The sequence below is a fragment of the Streptomyces sp. NPDC048751 genome (assembly GCF_043198595.1).
Lineage (GTDB): Bacteria > Actinomycetota > Actinomycetes > Streptomycetales > Streptomycetaceae > Streptomyces.
Genome location: NZ_JBICUX010000008.1, coordinates 376,541 through 399,472 on the forward strand (window position 1 = coordinate 376,541; position 22,932 = coordinate 399,472).

Annotated in this window: 19 protein-coding genes; 17 read left to right on the forward strand and 2 right to left on the reverse strand. The window is 70.0% G+C overall.

Going from position 1 to position 22,932, the window contains the following annotated elements; translation table 11 throughout:
• The first annotated feature begins 88 nt into the window (after window positions 1–88).
• Window positions 89–2,659, forward strand: coding sequence for a RelA/SpoT family protein (locus tag ACGFNV_RS26600; protein WP_393625493.1), 2,571 nt, complete (start codon window positions 89–91; stop codon window positions 2,657–2,659).
• A gap of 90 nt (window positions 2,660–2,749) precedes the next feature.
• On the opposite strand, the gene ACGFNV_RS26605 is transcribed toward ACGFNV_RS26600, so the two are convergent.
• On the reverse strand, window positions 2,750–3,979 hold the full coding sequence (locus ACGFNV_RS26605) for a DUF349 domain-containing protein (RefSeq protein ID WP_393625494.1): 1,230 nt from the start codon (window positions 3,977–3,979) through the stop codon (window positions 2,750–2,752).
• 144 nt (window positions 3,980–4,123) lie between these two features.
• Window positions 4,124–4,939: a peptidylprolyl isomerase gene (locus tag ACGFNV_RS26610; RefSeq protein ID WP_393625495.1), complete on the reverse strand. Its 816-nt coding sequence runs from the start codon at window positions 4,937–4,939 to the stop codon at window positions 4,124–4,126.
• Between the two features lie 200 nt (window positions 4,940–5,139).
• On the opposite strand from ACGFNV_RS26610, the gene ACGFNV_RS26615 reads away from it, so the two are divergent.
• The 16 genes from ACGFNV_RS26615 to ACGFNV_RS26690 all read left to right on the forward strand — a co-directional run bounded on the left by ACGFNV_RS26615 (window position 5,140) and on the right by ACGFNV_RS26690 (window position 22,907).
• Window positions 5,140–5,850 carry an MBL fold metallo-hydrolase gene (locus ACGFNV_RS26615; RefSeq protein WP_393625496.1) on the forward strand — a complete coding sequence of 237 codons (711 nt, stop codon included), beginning with the start codon at window positions 5,140–5,142 and terminating at the stop codon, window positions 5,848–5,850.
• Between the two features lie 13 nt (window positions 5,851–5,863).
• Entirely contained in the window at window positions 5,864–7,126 is a 1,263-nt protein-coding gene (hisS, locus tag ACGFNV_RS26620; RefSeq protein ID WP_393625497.1) for a histidine--tRNA ligase, read from the forward strand.
• Window positions 7,127–7,288: 162 nt separating this feature from the next.
• Complete coding sequence (locus ACGFNV_RS26625) at window positions 7,289–7,945, forward strand: vitamin K epoxide reductase family protein (protein WP_393625498.1); 657 nt, start codon at window positions 7,289–7,291, stop codon at window positions 7,943–7,945.
• Between the two features lie 43 nt (window positions 7,946–7,988).
• The gene (locus tag ACGFNV_RS26630; RefSeq protein ID WP_393625499.1) at window positions 7,989–9,344 is read left to right on the forward strand and encodes a replication-associated recombination protein A; all 1,356 of its coding nucleotides are present in this window, start codon (window positions 7,989–7,991) and stop codon (window positions 9,342–9,344) included.
• Window positions 9,345–9,650: 306 nt separating this feature from the next.
• The gene (gene rpsD, locus ACGFNV_RS26635) at window positions 9,651–10,265 is read left to right on the forward strand and encodes a 30S ribosomal protein S4 (protein ID WP_095754424.1); all 615 of its coding nucleotides are present in this window, start codon (window positions 9,651–9,653) and stop codon (window positions 10,263–10,265) included.
• A 232-nt stretch (window positions 10,266–10,497) separates the two neighbouring features.
• Window positions 10,498–10,932 (forward strand): DUF948 domain-containing protein, encoded by a 435-nt coding sequence (locus tag ACGFNV_RS26640; RefSeq protein ID WP_133929498.1) that lies wholly within the window; start codon window positions 10,498–10,500, stop codon window positions 10,930–10,932.
• 8 nt (window positions 10,933–10,940) lie between these two features.
• Window positions 10,941–11,330 (forward strand): hypothetical protein, encoded by a 390-nt coding sequence (locus ACGFNV_RS26645; RefSeq protein ID WP_393625500.1) that lies wholly within the window; start codon window positions 10,941–10,943, stop codon window positions 11,328–11,330.
• A complete protein-coding gene (gene alaS, locus ACGFNV_RS26650; protein WP_393625501.1) occupies window positions 11,330–14,002 on the forward strand; it encodes an alanine--tRNA ligase in 2,673 nt (890 codons plus the stop codon). Before ACGFNV_RS26645 ends, alaS begins: the two co-directional genes overlap by 1 nt.
• An 8-nt stretch (window positions 14,003–14,010) precedes the next feature.
• Complete coding sequence (gene ruvX, locus ACGFNV_RS26655; RefSeq protein WP_393625502.1) at window positions 14,011–14,475, forward strand: Holliday junction resolvase RuvX; 465 nt, start codon at window positions 14,011–14,013, stop codon at window positions 14,473–14,475.
• A gap of 123 nt (window positions 14,476–14,598) precedes the next feature.
• Window positions 14,599–16,329: an endolytic transglycosylase MltG gene (mltG, locus tag ACGFNV_RS26660; RefSeq protein ID WP_393625503.1), complete on the forward strand. Its 1,731-nt coding sequence runs from the start codon at window positions 14,599–14,601 to the stop codon at window positions 16,327–16,329.
• A 10-nt stretch (window positions 16,330–16,339) separates the two neighbouring features.
• Entirely contained in the window at window positions 16,340–17,191 is an 852-nt protein-coding gene (locus ACGFNV_RS26665) for a shikimate dehydrogenase (RefSeq protein ID WP_393625504.1), read from the forward strand.
• Between the two features lie 64 nt (window positions 17,192–17,255).
• The gene (locus tag ACGFNV_RS26670) at window positions 17,256–17,594 is read left to right on the forward strand and encodes a hypothetical protein (protein WP_393625505.1); all 339 of its coding nucleotides are present in this window, start codon (window positions 17,256–17,258) and stop codon (window positions 17,592–17,594) included.
• Window positions 17,595–17,778: 184 nt separating this feature from the next.
• Complete coding sequence (gene aroC / locus ACGFNV_RS26675) at window positions 17,779–18,963, forward strand: chorismate synthase (RefSeq protein ID WP_393625506.1); 1,185 nt, start codon at window positions 17,779–17,781, stop codon at window positions 18,961–18,963.
• Window positions 18,960–20,606 carry a 3-dehydroquinate synthase gene (gene aroB, locus ACGFNV_RS26680; protein ID WP_393625507.1) on the forward strand — a complete coding sequence of 549 codons (1,647 nt, stop codon included), beginning with the start codon at window positions 18,960–18,962 and terminating at the stop codon, window positions 20,604–20,606. Before aroC ends, aroB begins: the two co-directional genes overlap by 4 nt.
• A 196-nt stretch (window positions 20,607–20,802) precedes the next feature.
• Window positions 20,803–21,663: a Pro-rich N-terminal domain-containing protein gene (locus tag ACGFNV_RS26685; protein ID WP_393625508.1), complete on the forward strand. Its 861-nt coding sequence runs from the start codon at window positions 20,803–20,805 to the stop codon at window positions 21,661–21,663.
• 137 nt (window positions 21,664–21,800) lie between these two features.
• Window positions 21,801–22,907 (forward strand): aminopeptidase P family protein, encoded by a 1,107-nt coding sequence (locus ACGFNV_RS26690; protein WP_393625509.1) that lies wholly within the window; start codon window positions 21,801–21,803, stop codon window positions 22,905–22,907.
• Window positions 22,908–22,932: the final 25 nt, after the last annotated feature.

Here is a 22,932-nt window from a genome sequence, read left to right on the forward strand (position 1 = left end):
GCCTGAAGGCGATCCTGGAGCCCAGGATCGCTACGATGGGGTCTCCGGAGCCTGATTGGGGGACCCGGATCGCGCACGAGGAGCCCTCTTGCCAGACGAGGCCCAGCACCTGACCGCCGCCAAGCCCGAGCCCGCCCCGGGACCCGCGGCCAAGCCCGCGCCGAACGCGCCGCACGCGAAGAACGACCCCCGCGGGCCGGTCGAGCATGCCCAGTCCGTGCCTGTCGACAAGCCGGCCGATCAGACGCGCCCCAAGCCGTCCCCCACTCCCGACTCCGCTCGAGCGGGGGGACCCCCGTCGCCCGAGCGCGGCGCGTCCGCAGCCCGCCCGGCCGCCGGCCAGCCTGCCCGCTCCGCCTCCTCCAACCGCGTCCGTGCCCGTCTGGCCCGGCTCGGCGTCCAGCGCGCGAACCCCTACAACCCGGTCCTGGAACCGCTGCTGCGGATAGTGCGCAGCAACGACCCCAAGATCGAGACGGCGACACTGCGTCAGATCGAGCGCGCCTACCAGGTCGCCGAGCGCTGGCACCGCGGCCAGAAGCGCAAGAGCGGCGACCCGTACATCACCCACCCCCTCGCGGTGACCACGATCCTCGCCGAGCTCGGCATGGACCCGGCCACCCTCATGGCGGGCCTGCTCCACGACACCGTCGAGGACACCGAGTACGGCCTGGAGGACCTGCGGCGCGACTTCGGTGACCAGGTCGCCCTGCTCGTCGACGGCGTCACCAAGCTGGACAAGGTCAAGTTCGGCGAGGCCGCGCAGGCGGAGACCGTCCGCAAGATGGTCGTGGCGATGGCCAAGGACCCGCGCGTGCTGGTCATCAAGCTCGCCGACCGCCTGCACAACATGCGCACCATGCGCTACCTCAAGCGCGAGAAGCAGGAGAAGAAGGCGCGCGAGACCCTCGAGATCTACGCGCCGCTCGCCCACCGCCTGGGCATGAACACCATCAAGTGGGAACTGGAGGACCTCGCCTTCGCGATCCTCTACCCCAAGATGTACGACGAGATCGTCCGGCTGGTGGCCGAGAGGGCGCCCAAGCGTGACGAGTACCTGGCCATAGTGACCGACGAGGTCCAGGCCGACCTGCGGGCCGCCCGCATCAAGGCGACCGTCACCGGCCGCCCCAAGCACTACTACAGCGTCTACCAGAAGATGATCGTCCGCGGCCGCGACTTCGCGGAGATCTACGACCTGGTGGGCATCCGCGTCCTCGTGGACACCGTCCGCGACTGCTACGCGGCCCTCGGCACGGTGCACGCGCGATGGAACCCGGTCCCCGGCCGGTTCAAGGACTACATCGCGATGCCCAAGTTCAACATGTACCAGTCGTTGCACACCACGGTCATAGGCCCCAACGGCAAGCCGGTCGAACTCCAGATCCGGACGTTCGACATGCACCGCCGAGCCGAGTACGGCATCGCCGCGCACTGGAAGTACAAGCAGGAGGCCGTCGCCGGCGCCTCCAAGATCCGTACCGATGCTCCGAAGACGTCCGGCAAGGGCAAGGACGACCACCTCAACGACATGGCGTGGCTGCGCCAGCTGCTCGACTGGCAGAAGGAGACCGAGGACCCGGGCGAGTTCCTGGAGTCCCTGCGCTTCGACCTGTCCCGCAACGAGGTCTTCGTCTTCACGCCGAAGGGCGACGTCATAGCGCTCCCGGCCGGGGCCACGCCGGTGGACTTCGCGTACGCGGTGCACACGGAGGTCGGCCACCGGACCATAGGGGCACGGGTCAACGGCCGGCTCGTCCCGCTCGAGTCCACCCTCGACAACGGCGACCTGGTGGAGGTCTTCACCTCCAAGGCGGCCGGGGCCGGCCCGTCCCGCGACTGGCTGAGCTTCGTCAAGTCGCCGCGCGCCCGCAACAAGATCCGCGCGTGGTTCTCCAAGGAGCGCCGCGACGAGGCGATCGAGCAGGGCAAGGACGCCATCGCGCGGGCGATGCGCAAGCAGAACCTGCCGATCCAGCGCATCCTCACGGGCGACTCCCTGGTCACGCTCGCGCACGAGATGCGCTACCCGGACATCTCCTCCCTGTACGCGGCGATCGGCGAGGGCCATGTGGCCGCGCAGAACGTCGTGCAGAAGCTGGTGCAGGCCCTCGGCGGCGAGGAGGCGGCCACCGAGGAGATCGACGAGGCGGTCCCGCCGTCCCGCAGCCGCGGCCGCAAGCGGCGCAGCAGCAACGACCCCGGTGTGGTGGTCAAGGGCGTCGACGACGTGTGGGTCAAACTGGCCCGCTGCTGTACACCCGTCCCCGGCGACCCGATCATCGGATTCGTCACGCGGGGTAGCGGAGTATCGGTTCACCGCAGTGACTGCGTCAACGTGGAGTCACTGTCGCGCGAACCCGAGCGCATCCTCGACGTCGAGTGGGCGCCCACCCAGTCCTCGGTCTTCCTGGTCGCCATCCAGGTCGAGGCCCTGGACCGCTCCCGGCTCCTCTCGGACGTCACCCGGGTCCTGTCCGACCAGCACGTCAACATCCTCTCCGCGGCCGTCCAGACCTCCCGCGACCGCGTCGCCACCTCCCGCTTCACCTTCGAGATGGGCGATCCCAAGCACCTCGGCCACGTCCTGAAGGCCGTACGGGGCGTGGAGGGCGTCTACGACGTGTACCGCGTGACATCGGCACGCAGGCCGTCGTAACGCGTCCCGGACACGACGAAGAGGCCCCCGTACACGAAGAGGCCCCCGTACACGACGTACGGGGGCCTCTTCGCCGGCTACGGCGGGATTTCAGCCGCCGAACTCCTGCAGGCCCTTGAGCGCCTGGTCGAGCAGCGCCTGACGGCCCTCGAGCTCGCGCTCCAGCTTGTCGGCGCGCGCGGTGTTGCCCTGCGCCCGCGCGGTCTCGATCTGGCCCTTCAGCTTGTCCACGGCCGCCTGGAGCTGACCGGTCAGACCCTCGGCACGCGCGCGTGCCTCCGGGTTCGTCCGGCGCCACTCGGTCTCCTCGGCCTCCTGGATGGCCCGCTCCACGGAGTGCATCCGGCCCTCGACCTTCGGGCGGGCGTCCCGCGGGACATGGCCGATGGCCTCCCAGCGCTCGTTGATCGAGCGGAAGGCGGCACGGGCGGCCTTCAGGTCCGTCACCGGGAGGATCTTCTCGGCCTCCTCGGCCAGCTCCTCCTTCAGCTTCAGGTTCTCGGACTGCTCGGCGTCCCGCTCGGCGAAGACCGAGCTGCGGGCCGCGAAGAAGACGTCCTGGGCGCCGCGGAAGCGGTTCCACAGGTCGTCCTCGTGCTCGCGCTGGGCGCGGCCCGCCGCCTTCCACTCCGCCATCAGCTCGCGGTACCGGGCGGCCGTGGGACCCCAGTCCGTCGAGTTCGACAGCGACTCGGCCTCGCCGACCAGCCGCTCCTTGGTCTTGCGGGCCTCCTCGCGCTGCGCGTCCAGCTGCGCGAAGTGCGCCTTGCGACGCTTGGAGAACGCCGACCGCGCGTGTGAGAAGCGGTGCCACAGGTCGTCGTCCGACTTGCGGTCGAGCCGCGGCAGCCCCTTCCACGTGTCCACCAGCGACCGCAACCGCTCACCGGCCGCCCGCCACTGGTCGGACTGGGCCAGCTGCTCCGCCTCGGCGACCAGGTCCTCCTTGGCCTGCCGGGCCTCGTCGGACTGCTTCGCCCGCTGCGCCTTGCGCTCCTCACGGCGCGCCTCGACGGTCTGCACGAGCTTGTCGAGCCGGGCCCGCAGGGCGTCCAGATCGCCCACCACGTGATGTGCGTCGACCTGCTGGCGGATGTGGTCGATGGCTACCTGGGCGTCCTTGGCCGACAGATCAGTGGTCTGCACTCGCTTCTCGAGGAGGCCGATCTCGACAACCAGGCCCTCGTACTTGCGCTCGAAGTAGGCCAGCGCCTCCTCGGGGGAGCCGGCCTGCCAGGAACCGACGACCTGCTCGCCGTCGGCCGTACGCACGTACACGGTCCCCGTCTCGTCGACGCGGCCCCACGGGTCGCTGCTCACAGCGCCTCCTCCACATGATGCCTGCGGGGGGCCTCAGCTCCCCCGGGCATCGTCCACAGTTTCGTCACGGCCAACATAGGCGACCAGCGGGTTGCCTGTCCGCATCCAGCGCGACCGAAATTGCGCAGTTGACCGTCCTGGTCGTCAGGACTTCTTGACCGTCGCCTTGTTGATCACGACCGTCGCGTTCGGGGCCCCGTCGCCCTGGCCGGTGCTCTCGCCGGCGGCGGCGATCTTCTTCAGAACGGCCATACCCGATTCGGAAACGGTACCGAACGGTGTGTAGCTGGGCGGAAGCTGACTGTCCTGGTACACGAGGAAGAACTGGCTGCCGCCGGTGTGCGCCTGCCCGGTGTTCGCCATCGCCACCGTGCCGGCCGGGTAGACGTTGCCCTTGAGGCTCTTGTCCTTCAGGTTCTCGTCCGGAAGCGTGTAGCCGGGACCGCCGCTGCCGCTGCCCGTGGGGTCACCGCACTGCAGCACGTAGATGGTGTTCGCGGTGAGGCGGTGGCACTTCGTGTGGTCGAAGTAGCCCTTGTTCGCAAGGAAGTCGAACGAGTTCACGGTGTGCGGGGCCGCCGACGTCTTCAGCGCGATGTCTATGTCACCGCACGTCGTGGCCAGCTGCATCGTGTACTTCGCCGACTTGTCGATGGTCAGCGCCGGTTCCTTCTTCCAGCTCTGCGTCTTGACCTTGCCGGCGGCCGGCTTCTCGCACGGGTCCTTCACGGCGCTGGGGGAGGGGGACGGACTTGCCTCCGAGCTCGCGTTCGCCTTGTCGTCGTCCTTGAGGACGCCCGTCGTGTACAGGGCCAGGCTGCCGATCAGGATCACGCCGAGCACCGACGCGATCACCGAGTTGCGTACGCGCGCCTTGCGCCGCGCGGCAGTGCGCCGCTGCTGCTGCCGCAAGAACTTCTCCCGGGCGAGCTGACGCTTCCGCTGTTCCTGGGTGACCACCGGGTTCTCTCCTCGTGCGTCTCGTACGTCGACTGGGACGCGTGCGTCTTGTGAGCCGACCGCCTGCGTGTGCCCCGTACCGTATATGGGTTCGCTGAGGAATCGGCAGCGCCGGTAGTCTCTGACCACAGGCGAAGCCCGTCGGGGCCCCTGAAAGGGCGTCGACAAGCCCTCCCGTATCGACACAACGAAGGACGATCGTGCTCATTGCCGGGTTCCCCGCCGGAGCATGGGGGACGAACTGTTATCTCGTCGCCCCCGCCGCCGGTGAGGAGTGCGTGATCATCGACCCGGGCCACCAGGCGGCCCCCGGAGTCGAGGAAGCGATCAGGAAGCATCGGCTCAAGCCCGTCGCCGTCGTCCTCAGCCACGGCCACATCGACCACGTGGCCTCGGTCGTCCCGGTGTGCGGCGCGCACGACGTACCGGCCTGGATCCACCCCGAGGACCGCTACATGATGAGCGACCCCGAGAAGGCGCTCGGCCGGTCCATCGGGATGCCGCTCATGGGTGAACTCACCGTGGGGGAGCCGGACGACGTCAAGGAGCTGACCGACGGCGCGAAGCTGGAACTCGCCGGTCTGGAACTGTCCGTCGCGCACGCGCCCGGCCATACCAAGGGGTCGGTGACGTTCCGGATGCCCGAGACCACGGAGATCCCGTCGGTCCTCTTCTCGGGCGACCTGCTCTTCGCCGGCTCCATCGGACGCACCGACCTGCCCGGCGGTGACATGGCCGAGATGCTCGACTCGCTGGCCCGCGTGTGCCTGCCGCTCGACGACTCGACCGTGGTCCTGTCCGGCCACGGCCCCCAGACGACCATCGGCCAGGAGCGCGCCACCAACCCGTATCTGCGGCAGGTGGCCGCCGGCGGCCAGGGAGCATCCCAGGCTCCCCGACGAGGAATGTGACGAGAGACTTCCCGTGAGCACCTTTCAGGCCCCCAAGGGCACGTACGACCTGATCCCGCCGCGGTCCGCGAAGTTCCTCGCGGTACGCGAGGCCATCGCCGCGCCGCTCAGGAACTCCGGCTACGGCTATGTCGAGACGCCCGGTTTCGAGAACGTCGAACTTTTCGCGCGCGGTGTCGGCGAGTCGACCGACATCGTGACCAAGGAGATGTACGCCTTCGAGACCAAGGGCGGCGACAGGCTCGCCCTGCGCCCCGAGGGCACCGCTTCCGTCCTGCGCGCCGCGCTGGAGGCGAACCTGCACCGGCAGGGCAACCTCCCCGTCAAGCTTTGGTACTCGGGCTCCTACTACCGCTACGAGCAGCCGCAGGCCGGCCGTTACAGGCACTTCTCCCAGGTCGGCGCCGAAGCCATCGGTGCCGAGGACCCCGCCCTGGACGCCGAGTTGATCATCCTGGCCGACCAGGCGTACCGCTCGCTGGGCCTGCGTGACTTCCGCATCCTGCTCAACAGCCTGGGCGACAAGGAGTGCCGCCCGGTCTACCGGGCCGCGCTGCAGGACTTCCTGCGCGGCCTGGACCTGGACGAGGACACGCTGCGGCGCGCGGAGATCAACCCGCTGCGGGTCCTGGACGACAAGCGCGAGTCGGTCCAGAAGCAGCTCGGGGACGCCCCACTGCTGCGTGACTACCTCTGCGACGCCTGCAAGGCGTACCACGAGGAGGTCCGCGAGCTGATCACCGCGGCGGGCGTCGCCTTCGAGGACGACCCGAAGCTGGTCCGCGGCCTGGACTACTACACCCGCACCACGTTCGAGTTCGTCCACGACGGCCTGGGTTCCCAGTCCGCGGTGGGCGGCGGCGGCCGTTACGACGGCCTGTCCGAGATGATCGGCGGCCCCGCGCTGCCCTCGGTGGGCTGGGCCCTGGGCGTCGACCGCACGGTCCTCGCCCTGGAGGCGGAGGGGGTCGAGCTCGAACTCCCCGCGTCCACCTCGGTCTTCGCCGTCCCGCTCGGCGAGGAGGCCCGCCGCATCCTGTTCGCCAAGGTCACCGAACTGCGCAAACTCGGCATCGCGGCGGACTTCTCCTACGGCGGCAAGGGCCTCAAGGGCGCCATGAAGAACGCCAACCGCAGCGGGGCCCGCTACACGATCGTCGCCGGCGAGCGCGACCTCGCCGAGGGCGTCGTCCAGCTCAAGGACATGGAATCCGGCGAACAGACAGCGGTCGGCGTCAACGAGATCGTCGCGGAGCTGGAATCCCGTCTGGGTTAGTCACACCTGCGGGTGACGGGCGCCGGATGCCTTCCTGGCAACCGGCGCCTTCGTCGTTCCCGGCCCGGCATTTATGTCGAGTGAACGGTGAGTCGCCGCGTGTGTGCGGCAGAATGGCCCCTACCGGAGAAGGACCCACTCTCAAGTGACGGAATCGGCGTGATGAGCAAGACGACAGTCAAAGACGTCTCCACCGAGCCGGAGCCGGAGCGCGCGCCCGCACAGCCGCGCTCGGTCGGCGGGAGCCGTGCCTTCGCCCTGCTGCTGGTGATCACCGGCGCGGCCGGCCTGCTCGCCGCGTGGGTCATCACGATCGACAAGTTCAAGCTGCTCGAGGCCAAGGCCGCCGGCAAGACCTACACGCCCGGCTGCAGCCTGAACCCGGTGGTCTCCTGCGGCAGCGTGATGGAGAGCAAGCAGGCCGCCGCTTTCGGCTTCCCCAACCCGGTGCTGGGCCTGGTCTGCTACGGCATCGTCATCTGCGTCGGCATGAGCCTCCTCGCCCGCGCCCGCTTCCCGCGCTGGTACTGGCTCACCTTCAACTTCGGCACGCTCTTCGGCGTGAGCTTCTGTGCCTGGCTGATGTTCCAGTCGCTGTACCGGATCAACGCGCTGTGCCTGTGGTGCTCCCTGGCCTGGGTCGCGACGATCATCATGTTCTGGTACGTGACCTCGTTCAACGTCCGCAACGACTTCCTCCCCGCCCCGCGCTGGCTGAAAAGCTTCTTCGGCGAGTTCACCTGGGTCATGCCGGTCCTGCACATCGGCATCATCGGCATGCTGATCCTCACCCGCTGGTGGGACTTCTGGACCAGCTGACCGTCCCGAAGGGATTGTCAGTGCGGTGTTTTAGGGTTTCAGCGTGGAGCCCGACCTGTTCACCGCCGCAGCAGAAGAACGCCAGGAGAAGGACCCGACCGGCAGCCCCCTGGCGGTCCGGATGCGCCCGCGCACCCTCGACGAGGTGGTGGGCCAACAGCACCTGCTGAAGCCGGGCTCCCCCCTGCGCCGCCTGGTCGGCGAGGGCGCGAAGGGCCCGGCCGGCCCCTCCTCGGTGATCCTGTGGGGCCCGCCCGGCACCGGCAAGACGACCCTGGCGTACGTCGTGTCCAAGGCCACCAACAAGCGCTTCGTCGAGCTCTCCGCGATCACCGCCGGCGTCAAGGAGGTCCGGGCGGTCATCGACGGCGCCCGCCGCGCCACCGGGGGATACGGCAAGGAGACCGTCCTCTTCCTCGATGAGATCCACCGCTTCAGCAAGGCCCAGCAGGACTCCCTCCTCCCGGCCGTCGAGAACCGCTGGGTGACCCTGATCGCGGCGACCACGGAGAACCCGTACTTCTCCGTCATCTCGCCCCTGCTCTCCCGCTCCCTCCTGCTCACCCTCGAACCCCTCACCGACGACGACCTGCGCGGCCTGCTGCACCGCGCCCTGGCCGACGAACGCGGGCTCGCCGGGGCCGTCACCCTCCCCGAGGACACCGAGCACCACCTGCTGCGCATCGCCGGCGGTGACGCCCGCCGCGCCCTGACCGCCCTGGAGGCGGCCGCCGGGGCCGCGCTCGACAAGGACGAGGCCGAGATCGGTCTGACGACGCTGGAGGAGACCGTCGACCGGGCCGCCGTGAAGTACGACCGCGACGGCGACCAGCACTACGACGTGGCCAGCGCCCTGATCAAGTCCATCCGCGGCTCGGACGTCGACGCGGCCCTGCACTACCTGGCCCGGATGATCGAGGCCGGCGAGGACCCCCGCTTCATCGCCCGCCGCCTGATGATCTCCGCCAGCGAGGACATCGGCCTGGCCGACCCGAACGCGCTGCCCATCGCGGTCGCCGCGGCCCAGGCCGTCGCCATGATCGGCTTCCCCGAGGCCGCCCTCACCCTCAGCCACGCCACCATCGCCCTGGCCCTGGCCCCCAAGTCCAACTCCGCGACCACGGCGATCGGCGCCGCCCTGGAGGACGTACGCAAGGGACTCGCCGGGCCCGTCCCGCCGCATCTGCGCGACGGGCACTACAAGGGCGCGGCCAAGCTGGGGCACGCGCAGGGGTACGTGTATCCGCACGACCTGCCCGAGGGGATCGCCCCCCAGCAGTACGCACCGGACGCCATCAAGGAGCGCGAGTACTACGCGCCGACCCGGCACGGTGCCGAGGCGCGGTACGCGGACGCCGTGGAGTGGACCAGGAAGCACCTCGGTCGAAAGCGGTCCTGAGCACCCTGTAAACTCGGCCGGAGTGCTGCGTCCTGTGCAGTCAGAACAGGACAGTCAGCCGGAGCACCGGTCCTCCGGGACCGGCTCCAGGAGCGTCGCGCACCGTCGAACGGTGTCGCGGGCAGCCCACCACCACCCGCACTTCCGGGACGGTCGGTGGGCCACTCGCGTGCTGCACGTATGTGCCCAGACCAGGGAGCGGCTGCCCACCAGGCCCGAAGCGGGGTCCGGCGGGTTTCCCCGGCTGCGGATGCGACCTCCCTTAACCCTGACAAGCCGGAAAGCCTGAGAAAAGAGACAAAGACAGTGGCGAACCAGTCCCGCCCCAAGGTCAAGAAGTCGCGTGCCCTCGGCATTGCGCTGACCCCGAAGGCCGTCAAGTACTTCGAGGCCCGCCCCTACCCGCCGGGCGAGCACGGCCGTGGCCGCAAGCAGAACTCGGACTACAAGGTCCGTCTGCTCGAGAAGCAGCGTCTGCGCGCGCAGTACGACGTGTCCGAGCGCCAGCTCGTCCGCGCCTACGAGCGTGCCTCCAAGGTCCAGGGCAAGACCGGTGAGGCCCTGATCATCGAGCTCGAGCGCCGTCTCGACGCCCTGGTCCTGCGTTCGGGCATCGCCCGCACCATCTACCAGGCCCGTCAGATGGTCGTCCACGGCCACATCGAGGTCAACGGCCAGAAGGTCGACAAGCCGTCCTTCCGCGTCAAGCCCGACGACGTCGTGATGGTGCGTGAGCGCAGCCGTGAGAAGACCCTCTTCTCCATCGCCCGTGAGGGTGGCTTCGCCCCCGACGGCGAGACCCCGCGCTACCTCCAGGTGAACCTCCGCGCCCTGGCCTTCCGCCTGGACCGCGAGCCGAACCGCAAGGAGATCCCGGTGATCTGCGACGAGCAGCTCGTCGTCGAGTACTACGCCCGCTGATCACCCGGCAGGCGTAAGCACCACCTCGGCCCGCCGTCTCCCCACCCCTCCGGGTGGGCGAGGCGGCGGGCTCGTGCGTACCCCCACCGCACGCCAGGCCCCGTGACGACGGCACGATCCGCCGGGCAGGCGCTAATCCGGTACGGAGCGCCACCCCCGGCGCGATAGGCTCGGTGCACGACTTTCTCGATGTAGACCGATGTAGAGGCACGTTTCAGGGAGCGGGTGCGCAGTGTCCGGTGGAGAGGTGGCCGGGATCCTGGTGGCCGTCTTCTGGGCGATCCTGGTCTCCTTCCTCGCGGTGGCCCTCGCGAGGCTGGCCCAGACGCTCAAGGCGACCACCAAGCTCGTGGCGGACGTGACCGACCAGGCCGTCCCGCTGCTGGCCGACGCCTCCGCGGCGGTGCGCTCCGCACAGACCCAGATCGACCGGGTCGACGCGATCGCGTCGGACGTCCAGGAGGTCACGTCGAACGCGTCCGCGCTGTCGACGACCGTCGCCTCCACCTTCGGCGGCCCCCTGGTCAAGGTCGCGGCCTTCGGCTACGGCGTGCGCCGGGCCCTCGGCGGCCGCAAGGACGACGTGCCCGCCAAGGCGCCCCGCAGCACCGTGATCGTGGGACGCACGGTCCCGGCCTCGCGGTGGGGCAAGCGGAAGAAGGACTGAGCGAACCGATGTTCCGCCGTACGTTCTGGTTCACCACGGGCGTCGCCGCCGGTGTGTGGGCCACCACCAAGGTCAACCGCAAGCTGAGGCAGCTGACCCCCGAGAGTCTTGCCGCGAGCGCGGCGAACAAGGCGCTCGAGACGGGTCACCGGCTCAAGGACCGTGCGGTGGGCTTCGCACTCGACGTCCGCGACAACATGGCCCAGCGGGAGGCCGAGCTGGGCGACGCCCTCGGGATCAACTCCGATCCCGAACTCCCCGCGCCCCGGCGGTTCGCCGCCATCGAGAACCGCAACGACCCGAAGTACACCCCGAAGTACACCGACGGGAAACACACCGACAACACGACGTACCTCGGCAACTCGACGTACTCGTACAACCGGAATGAGGACCACTGATGGAGTCGGCTGAGATCCGCCGCCGCTGGCTGAGCTTCTTCGAGGAGCGCGGGCACACCGTCGTCCCTTCGGCGTCGCTCATCGCGGACGACCCGACTCTGCTCCTCGTCCCGGCCGGCATGGTGCCCTTCAAGCCCTACTTCCTGGGTGAGGTCAAGCCGCCCTTCCAGCGCGCCACCAGCGTGCAGAAGTGCGTGCGCACGCCCGACATCGAAGAGGTCGGCAAGACCACCCGCCACGGCACGTTCTTCCAGATGTGCGGCAACTTCTCCTTCGGCGACTACTTCAAGGAAGGCGCCATCAAGTACGCCTGGGAGCTGCTCACCAGCCCCCAGGACAAGGGTGGTTACGGCCTGGAGCCGGAGAAGCTCTGGATCACCGTCTACAAGGACGACGACGAGGCCGAGCGCATCTGGCACGAGGTCGTCGGGGTGCCGAAGGAGCGTATCCAGCGCCTCGGCATGAAGGACAACTACTGGTCCATGGGCGTCCCCGGCCCCTGCGGCCCCTGCTCCGAGATCAACTACGACCGAGGCCCCGAGTTCGGTGTCGAGGGCGGCCCCGCCGTCAACGACGAGCGGTACGTGGAGATCTGGAACCTCGTCTTCATGCAGTACGAGCGCGGCGAGGGCATCGGCAAGGACGACTTCGAGATCCTCGGCGAGCTGCCGAGCAAGAACATCGACACGGGCCTCGGCTTCGAGCGACTCGCCATGATTCTGCAGGGCGTGCAGAACATGTACGAGATCGACACCTCCATGGCCGTCATCAAGAAGGCCACCGAACTGACCGGCGTGGCCTACGGCGACGCCCACGAATCGGACGTCTCCCTGCGCGTGGTCACCGACCACATGCGTACGTCCGTCATGCTCATCGGCGACGGCGTCACCCCCGGCAACGAGGGCCGCGGCTACGTCCTGCGCCGCATCATGCGCCGCGCCATCCGCAACATGCGTCTGCTCGGCGCCACCGGCCCGGTCGTCAAGGACCTCATCGACACCGTCATCGCGATGATGGGCCAGCAGTACCCCGAGCTCATCACCGACCGCGAGCGCATCGAGAAGGTCGCCGTCGCCGAGGAGAACGCCTTCCTCAAGACGCTGAAGGCCGGCACCAACATCCTCGACATCGCCGTCACCGACACCAAGCAGGCCGGTGGCACGGTCCTGGCCGGCGACAAGGCGTTCCTGCTCCACGACACCTGGGGCTTCCCGATCGACCTCACCCTCGAGATGGCCGCCGAACAGGGCCTCTCCGTGGACGAGGACGGCTTCCGCCGCCTGATGAAGGAGCAGCGGGAACGCGCCAAGGCCGACGCCCAGTCCAAGAAGACCGGCCACGCCGGCGCCGGCGCCTACCGCGAGATCGCCGACAAGGCCGGCGAGACCGAGTTCATCGGCTACTCGGACACCGAGGGCGAGTCCACGATCGTCGGCATCCTCGTCGACGGCGTCTCCTCCCCGGCCGCCACCGAGGGCGACGAGGTCGAGATCGTCCTGGACCGCACCCCGTTCTACGCCGAGGGCGGCGGCCAGATCGGCGACACCGGACGCATCAAGGTCGACACCGGTGCCGTCATCGAGATCCGCGACTGCCAGAAGCCGGTCCCGGGGGTGTACGTCCACAAGGGCGTCGTCCAGGTGGGAGAGGTGACGGTCGGCGCCACGGCCCACGCCTCGATCGACTCCCGTCGCCGCACGGCCATCGCCCGCGCCCACTCGGCCACCCACCTCACCCACCAGGCCCTGCGTGACGCCCTCGGCCCGACGGCCGCCCAGGCCGGTTCCGAGAACCAGCCCGGCCGTTTCCGCTTCGACTTCGGCTCCCCTTCCGCCGTTCCGACGGCCGTGATGACCGACGTCGAGCAGAAGATCAACGAGGTGCTCGCCCGTGACCTCGACGTCCGCGCCGACGTCATGGGCATCGACGAGGCCAAGAAGCAGGGCGCCATCGCCGAGTTCGGCGAGAAGTACGGCGAGCGCGTCCGCGTGGTCACCATCGGCGACTTCTCCAAGGAGCTGTGCGGCGGCACGCACGTGCACAACACCGCCCAGCTGGGCCTGGTGAAGCTGCTCGGCGAGTCCTCCATCGGCTCCGGTGTCCGCCGTATCGAGGCCCTGGTCGGTGTCGACGCCTACAACTTCCTCGCCCGTGAGCACACGGTCGTCGCCCAGCTCCAGGAGCTGATCAAGGGCCGCCCGGAGGAGCTCCCGGAGAAGGTCTCCGCCATGCTCGGCAAGCTGAAGGACGCCGAGAAGGAGATCGAGAAGTTCCGCGCCGAGAAGGTGCTCCAGGCCGCCGCCGGTCTGGTGGAGTCCGCCAAGGACGTCCGCGGGGTCGCCCTCGTCACCGGGCAGGTCCCGGACGGCACCACGCCGGACGACCTGCGCAAGCTGGTCCTCGACGTGCGCGGCCGTATCCAGGGCGGACGGGCCGCCGTGGTGGCCCTGTTCACGGTCAACAACGGCAAGCCGCTGACGGTCATCGCCACCAACGAGGCCGCCCGTGAGCGCGGTCTGAAGGCCGGTGACCTGGTGCGCACGGCCGCCAAGACCCTTGGCGGCGGCGGTGGCGGCAAGCCGGACGTCGCCCAGGGCGGTGGCCAGAACCCGGCCGCCGTCGGCGAGGCCGTCGACGCCGTCGAGCGGCTCGTGGCGGAAACGGCCAAGTGAGCCAGTCGATGAGGAGGGGCCGTCGCCTCGCGATCGACGTCGGGGACGCCCGCATCGGGGTCGCTTCCTGCGACCCCGACGGGATCCTCGCGACCCCGGTCGAGACGGTCCCCGGCAGGGACCTCCCGGCAGCTCACCGAAGGCTGAAGCAGCTGGTCGAGGAGTACGAGCCGATCGAGGTCGTCGTCGGTCTCCCTCGCTCCCTCAAGGGGGGCGAGGGCCCGGCCGCGGTAAAGGTTCGCGGCTTCGCGCAGGAGCTGGCGAAGGGCATCGCGCCGGTCGCGGTCCGCCTCGTCGACGAGCGGATGACGACCGTGACGGCCAGTCAGGGACTGCGCGCCTCAGGGGTGAAGACGAAGAAGGGCCGCTCGGTCATCGACCAGGCAGCCGCTGTGATCATCCTTCAGCAGGCGCTCGAATCCGAACGGGTGTCAGGTAAAGCACCCGGCGAGGGCGTCGAAGTGGTCATCTGATCGCGATACGGTAACGTTCCGCGCGATGCGGTGGTGTTCGAACAGCCACCGCACAGAGAGAGGCGGGACGGGAGCCGGGGCGTGTATACCGAGCGACCGCCGCCTCGCGGCTCTAGGGGATCGATGACTGAGTATGGCCGGGGCCCAGGCTCCGAACCGTGGCATCCGGAGGACCCGTTGTACGGGGACGGCGGATGGGAAGGGCAGCAGGCCCACGTGGGTCAGCAGTCTGCCTACGGCGGCCAGCAGCAGCACCACTATCCGCAGCAGCCGCAGCAGCCGGGATACGGCGACTGGGGCGACGGCCAGCAGGCCGCCTACGGCCAGGCGCAGCAGCACCAGTACGACCCGCAGCAGCACCAGCAGCACTACGACCAGCAGCACTACGACCCGCAGCAGTACGCGGCGCAGGCGCAGGGGCAGCAGCCGTACGACCAGGGCGGCTGGAACAACGACACCGGCGGGCAGCCGCACGTCCCGTACCCCGCCGACCCGGCGGACCCCTACGGGCAGCAGCCGGTCGGCCACGGCGCCGAGCAGCCCGACTTCTACGGCACGCAGGACGCGTATCCGCCACCGGAGCCGCCCGGCCGCCGCGGAGCCGAACCGGAGCCCGAGACCGACTGGGACCCGGGACCCGACCAGGGCGAGCACGCCTTCTTCGCGGGCGGCGGCGAGGACGACGAGGACGAGGAGCCGGGGGACCGCCGAGGACGCGGCGACCGGCGCGGCCGCGGCGACAAAGGCGCCAAGGGTGGCAAGGGCAAGGGCAAGAAGGGCCGCAACGGGGTCGCCTGCCTGGTGGTCGTGCTCGTCCTCGGCGGCGGTGTCGCCGGTGCCGGATACTTCGGTTACCAGTTCTACAAAAATCGTTTCGCCCCGGCACCCGACTACGCGGGCAGCGGCACCGGCCAGACGGTGAGCGTCGAGATCCCGAAGGGCGCGGGCGGATACACCATCGGCCAGAAGCTGAAGGCCGCCGGCGTCGTCAAGAGCGTGGACGCCTTTGTCTCGGCGCAGGCGAACAACCCCAAGGGCAATTCGATCCAGGCCGGCGCCTACATACTGAAAAAGGAGATGTCGGCCGCCAGCGCCCTGGAAATGATGCTCGACCCGAAGAGCCAGGCCAATGTGATGGTCACTCCGGGGCAGCGCAACGTGCAGGTGTACAAGAGGATCGACGAGAAGCTCGATCTCGCCTCCGGCACCACCAGGAAGGCAGCCGAGAAGGAGTACAAGAGCCTCGGGCTGCCCAGTTGGGCGAACGACAACAAGGACATAAAGGATCCGCTGGAGGGCTTCCTCTATCCGGGCACCTACGGCGCCGCCAAGGGCATGAAGCCCGAGACGGTCCTGAAGGAGATGGTGAGCCGGGCCAACGAGGCGTACGGCAAGTACGACCTGAAGGCGGAGGCCCAGAAGTTCAAGCTGGAGAGCCCGCTGCAGGTCATCACGGTCGCCAGCCTCGTCCAGGCCGAGGGCAAGACGCACGAGGACTTCCGCAAGATGGCGGAGGTGGTCTACAACCGCCTCAAACCCACGAACACCGAGACCAACCAGAAGCTTCAGTTCGACTCGACCTTCAATTACCTGAAGAACGAGAGCAAGATTAATATCGGCGAGTCCGAGATCAACAGCAATCAGGACCCGTACAACACCTATACCCAGAAGGGCCTTCCGCCCGGTCCCATCGGCAATCCTGGCGACGAAGCGCTGAAGGCGACCTTGAATCCGACGAACGACGGCTGGATCTACTTCGTGGCGACCGACGGCGTGAACAAGACCGAGTTCGCCAAGACGTACGCGGAATTCAAGCGCCTCAGGGACAAGTTCAACGAAGCGTCCGCGAACTGAGTGAGAACCGATGAGCGACACAGTGCACACGGACCACGCGCGGCGGCGCCGGGCCGCCGTGCTCGGCAGCCCCATCGCCCACTCCCTCTCGCCGGTGCTGCATCGCGCCGCGTACCGGGAACTTGGGCTGGCGGACTGGTCGTACGACCGGTTCGAGGTCGACGAGGCGGCCCTGCCTGGGTTCTTTGGAGGGCTGGACGAGGAGTGGGCGGGGCTGTCACTGACCATGCCGCTGAAGCGGGCCGTAATCCCGCTGCTGGACGAGATCAGTGAGACGGCGGCCTCTGTCGAGGCGGTCAATACGGTCGTCTTCACCGAGGACGGCCGCCGCGTCGGGGACAACACCGACATCCCCGGTATGGTGGCCGCGCTGCGCGAGCGTGGCATCGAACAGGTCGACTCGGCGGCCATCCTCGGCGCCGGCGCCACCGCGTCCTCCGCGCTGGCCGCGCTGTCCCGGGTCTGCACCGGCGAGGTCGTCGCCTACGTCCGCAGCGAGGCCCGCGCCGCCGAGATGCGGCAGTGGGGCGAGCGGCTCGACGTGGAGGTCCGTACGGCGGACTGGTCGGACGCCGACCAGGCGCTGCGTGCCCCGCTGGTCGTCGCGACCACCCCGGCCGGTACGACGGACGCCCTGGCCTCCGCCGTACCCGAGCGGCCCGCCACCCTCTTCGACGTGCTCTACGACCCCTGGCCGACCGCCCTCGCGGCCCGCTGGTCCATGTACGGCGGGGCCGTCGTGAGCGGACTCGACCTGCTGGTGCACCAGGCGGTGCTCCAGGTCGAGCAGATGACCGGCCGCAGCCCGGCTCCCGTGGACGCCATGCGAAAAGCGGGCGAACACGCGCTCGACGCCCGATAGGATCCGCTGGGATCCGCCGGGGGGCGGAGCAAGACCAGGATCAGTACCAGGGGGGTATCCACTCATGTCCGCAGACGTGCCACTCGCGTCCGGAAAGAGCGAGATCTTCGAGATCGTCCTGAAATTCATGCCGGACTGGGTGCAGGTACCTGTGCTCTGCCTGATCGTCGCGGCTGTTCTGTTCTCGTGGGGCCTCAAGCTGAAGCGCTGGATCGCAGGTCGGCGCGGGGCGAGCGCCGGTGCGCCGGTCCAGATGGCGGCCCAGCACGGACAGGGGCGGGGCGCGGACTACCTGGGCGCGTACGCGCCCCAGCAGGCACAGCAGCCGCGGCAGCCGAGCGGTGCCGACTTCCTCGGCGCGTACGCGCCGCAGCAGCAGCCGCAGCGGGACGGTTCGGCCTGATCTCCCCGACCGTCCCGTAGCCGGCCCGTCGCGTCCGCTGTGTGGACCGGCGGCCGGGTCCGCGGGGCGGACGTGGGAGGATCGGAGGTGGCGGGCCAGGGTCGCGCACCCGGTCGCGCCGTCGCCGTACGCGAGGACACGCGTACGCAGGGCAGCAGCAGGGCGCGAATACTGAGGAGCACCGTTGAGCAGGTTGCGCTGGCTGACCGCGGGGGAGTCCCACGGTCCCGCACTCGTGGCGACGTTGGAGGGGCTTCCCGCCGGCGTGCCGATCACCACGGAGATGGTCGCCGACCATCTGGCACGGCGGCGGCTCGGCTACGGTCGCGGTGCCCGGATGAAGTTCGAACAGGACGAGGTCACCTTCCTCGGCGGGGTGCGGCACGGCCTCACCCTGGGCTCGCCGGTCGCGGTCATGGTCGGCAACACCGAGTGGCCCAAGTGGGAGCAGGTCATGGCGGCCGACCCCATCGACCCCGACGTGCTCGCGGGCCTCGCCCGCAACGCGCCGCTGACCCGGCCCCGGCCCGGCCACGCCGACCTCGCCGGCATGCAGAAGTACGGCTTCGACGAGGCCAGGCCGATCCTCGAGCGCGCCTCGGCCCGGGAGACCGCGGCCCGCGTGGCGCTCGGCGCGGTGGCCCGCTCGTACCTCAAGGAGACGGCCGGCATCGAGATCGTCTCGCACGTCGTCGAACTGGCCGCCGCGAAGGCCCCGTACGGCGTCTACCCGACCCCCGCCGACGTCGAGAAGCTCGACGCCGACCCGGTGCGCTGCCTGGACGCCGACGCGTCGAAGGCGATGGTCGCGGAGATCGACCAGGCCCACAAGGACGGCGACACCCTCGGCGGTGTGGTCGAGGTGCTGGCCTACGGCGTGCCGGTGGGTCTCGGCTCGCACGTGCACTGGGACCGGAAGCTGGACGCCCGGCTGGCCGCAGCCCTCATGGGCATCCAGGCGATCAAGGGTGTCGAGCTCGGCGACGGCTTCGACCTGGCGCGGGTGCCCGGCTCGAAGGCCCACGACGAGATCCTCAGCACGCCCGAGGGCATCAAGCGGGCGACCGGCCGCTCCGGCGGCACCGAGGGCGGACTCACCACCGGTGAGCTGCTGCGCGTACGGGCCGCGATGAAGCCGATCGCCACCGTGCCCCGCGCCCTGCAGACGGTGGACGTGGCCACCGGCGAGCCCGCGCAGGCCCACCACCAGCGCTCCGACGTCTGTGCCGTGCCCGCGGCCGGGATCGTAGCCGAGGCCATGGTCGCCCTCGTCCTCGCCGACGCGGTCGCGGAGAAGTTCGGCGGTGACAGCGTCACCGAGACCCGCCGCAACGTGCGGTCCTACCTCGACAACCTCACCGTCCGATGAGCGCTCCGCTGGTCGTGCTGGTCGGCCCCATGGGGGTCGGCAAGTCCACCGTGGGCGAGCTGCTGGCGGCGCGGCTCGGTGTCGGCTACCGGGACACCGACGCCGACATCGTCGCGGCGCAGGGCCGGCCCATCGCCGACATCTTCGTCGAGGAGGGCGAGCCCGCCTTCCGCGCGCTGGAGAAGGAGGCCGTACGGCAGGCCCTCGCCGGGCACGACGGCGTCCTCGCCCTCGGCGGCGGCGCCATCCTGGACGCCGACACCCGGGAGCTGCTCTCCGGCCGACGCGTCGTCTACCTCTCGATGGACGTCGAGGAGGCGGTCAAGCGCACCGGCCTCAACGCGGCCCGGCCGCTGCTCGCCGTCAACCCGCGCAAGCAGTGGCGCGAGCTGATGGAGGCACGGCGCCACCTCTACGAGGAGGTCGCCACGGCCGTCGTACCGACGGACGGCCGTACGCCCGAAGAGGTCACCCAAGCCGCCCTGGACGCACTGGAGTTGAAGACCGTATCGCCCGGGGGTCAACCCCCGGACCCCCGGCCGGAGGACGTTATGGCTCAGCAGGTGACGAGGATCAGGGTCGGCGGAAGCGCGGGCTCCGAGCCCTACGAGGTCCTGATCGGCCGTCAACTGCTCGGTGAACTCGGCGCATTGATCGGCGACAGGGTCAAGCGGGTCGCCGTCATCCACCCCGAGGCGCTCGCCGAGACCGGTGACGCGCTCCGCGCCGACCTGGTCGAGCAGGGTTACGAGGCCGTCGCCATCCAGGTGCCGAACGCGGAGGAGGCCAAGACCGCCGAGGTCGCCGCCTACTGCTGGAAGGCACTCGGCCAGTCCGGCTTCACGCGCACCGACGTCGTCGTGGGCGTCGGCGGCGGCGCGACCACCGACCTCGCCGGCTTCGTCGCCGCGACCTGGCTGCGCGGTGTGCGCTGGATCGCCGTCCCCACCACCGTGCTGGCCATGGTCGACGCGGCCGTCGGCGGCAAGACCGGCATCAACACCGCCGAGGGCAAGAACCTGGTGGGCGCCTTCCACCCGCCCGCCGGCGTGCTGTGCGACCTGGCCGCGCTGGACTCGTTGCCGGTCAACGACTACGTGTCCGGACTGGCGGAGATCATCAAGGCCGGCTTCATCGCCGACCCGGTGATCCTCGACCTCATCGAGTCCGACCCCGAGGCCGCCCGTACCCCCGCCGGCCCGCACACCGCCGAACTCATCGAACGCTCCATCAAGGTCAAGGCGGACGTCGTCTCCTCCGACCTGAAGGAGTCGGGCCTGCGGGAGATCCTCAACTACGGCCACACCCTCGCGCACGCCATCGAGAAGAACGAGCGCTACAAGTGGCGGCACGGCGCGGCGGTCTCGGTCGGCATGCACTTCGCCGCCGAACTCGGCCGCCTGGCGGGCCGGTTGGACGACGCCACGGCCGACCGTCACCGCACGGTCCTGGAGTCGGTGGGCCTGCCCCTGCACTACCGCTACGACCAGTGGCCCAAGCTCCTGGAGACCATGAAGGTCGACAAGAAGTCCCGCGGTGACCTGCTCCGCTTCATCGTCCTCGACGGCCTCGCCAAGCCGACCGTCCTGGAGGGCCCCGACCCGGCGATCCTGCTCGCCGCCTACGGCGAAGTCGGTCAGTAAGTCCCCCCGCGCGAGCTTCCGCCCGAATTCGGTTTCCGCCCCGGGCACTTGGTGCCGCCCCCGGTCGTTCCCAAAACGGCAGCCGGGGGCGGTACCGTTCGGACGAGGCTCCCACCACGCCCTTTAGGCTGTGGGGGAAAGCGGGTACACCCCCGCTGCCAGCGCCAATTGCCTGTACGAGACGGAGTGGCACCGGATGCAGCACGCAGTGGGGTCTCCGCTGCCGCAGCCCCCTCAGCCGGGGCACGGTCCGGCCGCCGGTTGGTCACCGGCCGCACACCACCCGGGTCCGCACCACCCGGGCCCACACCAGGGGTCCGCCCCCGTGCCCCCGCCGCCCCCGGGCTTCACCGGAGCGCACCGCACCCCGCCGGTCCCACCGGTGCCGCCGGCACCGCACACCCCGGCCCCCGACACCACCGGCCACCTCCCGCTCCCGCCGGGCGGCCCGGTGACAGCGCCCAGCGCACCCCCCACCCCGGCCGCGCCCGACCCGACGACCACCACCCTGGCCGTCCTGTTGATCGGCCCCGCGGGCGCCGGCAAGACGAGCGTCGCCAAGTACTGGGCCGAGCATCGACGCGTCCCCACCGCGCACATCAGCCTCGACGACGTCCGCGAATGGGTCCGCTCCGGCTTCGCCGACCCCCAGTCCGGCTGGAACGACCACTCCGAGGCGCAGTACCGCCTCGCCCGCCGCACCTGTGGTTTCGCCGCCCGCAACTTCCTCGCCAACGGCATCTCCTGCATCCTCGACGACGCCGTCTTCCCCGACCGCCCCGTGGTCGGCCTCGGCGGCTGGAAGCGCCACGTCGGCCCCGGCCTCCTCCCCGTCGTGCTCCTCCCCGGCCTCGAAATAGTCCTGGAGCGCAACGCCGAACGCTCCGGCAACCGCCGCCTCACCGACGAGGAGGTCGCCCGCATCCACGGCCGCATGGCCGGCTGGTACGGCTCCGGCCTCCCCATCATCGACAACTCCCAGCTCGACGTCCCACAGACGGCCCACCTCCTGAACGAGGTCCTGACGAGGTCCATCGCAAGCCCCCCGAACTGGTAAGCACCGAGGAGTGTCCATGCCTCAGGGGCGCGGGGAACTGCGCGAAAGCCCCCACCGGCCCGCACCCGGCACTCAACCGTTGCCCCACTCGGCCTCCCCAACCGGCGCCAACCCCGCGGAGCTCATACGCTCGGCTCATGTCAGAGGTGTACGCGGCCCGCCGCACGCGGCTACGGGAGCGCTGCAACGCGGGCGGCAGCGCGGCAGCGCTCGTCTCCCGTCCCGCCAACGTGCGGTACCTGGCGGGCATCGCCCCGCCCGGTGCCGTCCTGCTGCTGGGAAAGCGCGAGGATCTGCTGGTGAGCGCGGGCCCGCCGAACGAGTGGCCCGCCGAAGGGCGCCTCGACGAGGCGCTACGAGTGCACAGCCTGCCCCGAGCCGGAGGCGACCCGGCCGTCGCGGCGGCCGGCCTCCTGATGGCCCAGGGCGCCGACTCCCTGGCCCTGGAGGAGCACCACCTCACGGTGGCCCGGCACCGCGCCATCCGCTCCGTCGTGCCCGGCCTGCGCCTCGGTGACCTGGGCGGCGCGGTCGAGCAGCTGAGGGTGGTGAAGGACGAGGAGGAGATCTCCTGCCTGCGCATCGGCGCCGAGATCGCCGACCAGGCCCTCGGGGAGCTGCTGGAGTCCATCCTGGTCGGGCGTACCGAACGGCACCTGGCGTTGGAGCTGGAGCGCCGGCTCGTCGACCACGGCGCCGACGGGCCCGCCTTCCCCACCTCCGTCGCGACGGGCCCGAACTCGGGCCGCCGAGGCCACCGCCCCACCGACCGCAGGGTCGAGGAGGGCGACTTCCTCTCCGTCTGCCTGGGCGCGACCTATCGCGGCTACCGCTGCGAGATCGGCCGTACCTTCGTCATCGGTACGTCGCCCGCGGACTGGCAGATCGAGCTGTACGACCGGGTCTTCGCCGCTCAGCGCGCCGGGCGGGAGTCCCTCGCGCCCGGCGCCGCCTACCGTGACGTGGATCGTGCGGCACGTCAGGTGCTGGACTCGGCGGGGTACGCGGAGGGCCTTCCCGAACTGACTGGTCACGGCGTCGGGCTCGAATTCGACGAGGACCCGCAGTTGGGTCCCGCAGCCATGGGTAAACTGGACGCTTGCGTGCCGGTCACCGTCGAACCGGGGGTCCACCTCCCGGGCCGGGGCGGTGTCCGGATCGATGACACGCTCGTCGTACGCCCCGAGGCGGACGGCGGACCCGAGCTACTCACCATCACGACCAAGGAGCTGCTCGCCCTCTAGGCAGTGGCGTGCCCCGGGGTCGTAC

Bases quoted from the DNA above. Each gene is read 5' to 3' on its own strand.
- ACGFNV_RS26625 (WP_393625498.1), top strand. From the start codon at position 7,289: ATGAGCAAGACGACAGTCAAAGACGTCTCCACCGAGCCGGAGCCGGAG.
- ACGFNV_RS26645 (WP_393625500.1), top strand. From the start codon at position 10,941: ATGTTCCGCCGTACGTTCTGGTTCACCACGGGCGTCGCCGCCGGTGTG.
- alaS (WP_393625501.1), top strand. From the start codon at position 11,330: ATGGAGTCGGCTGAGATCCGCCGCCGCTGGCTGAGCTTCTTCGAGGAG.
- ruvX (WP_393625502.1), top strand. From the start codon at position 14,011: ATGAGGAGGGGCCGTCGCCTCGCGATCGACGTCGGGGACGCCCGCATC.
- mltG (WP_393625503.1), top strand. From the start codon at position 14,599: ATGACTGAGTATGGCCGGGGCCCAGGCTCCGAACCGTGGCATCCGGAG.
- ACGFNV_RS26665 (WP_393625504.1), top strand. From the start codon at position 16,340: ATGAGCGACACAGTGCACACGGACCACGCGCGGCGGCGCCGGGCCGCC.
- ACGFNV_RS26670 (WP_393625505.1), top strand. From the start codon at position 17,256: ATGTCCGCAGACGTGCCACTCGCGTCCGGAAAGAGCGAGATCTTCGAG.
- aroB (WP_393625507.1), top strand. From the start codon at position 18,960: ATGAGCGCTCCGCTGGTCGTGCTGGTCGGCCCCATGGGGGTCGGCAAG.
- ACGFNV_RS26685 (WP_393625508.1), top strand. From the start codon at position 20,803: ATGCAGCACGCAGTGGGGTCTCCGCTGCCGCAGCCCCCTCAGCCGGGG.
- ACGFNV_RS26690 (WP_393625509.1), top strand. From the start codon at position 21,801: ATGTCAGAGGTGTACGCGGCCCGCCGCACGCGGCTACGGGAGCGCTGC.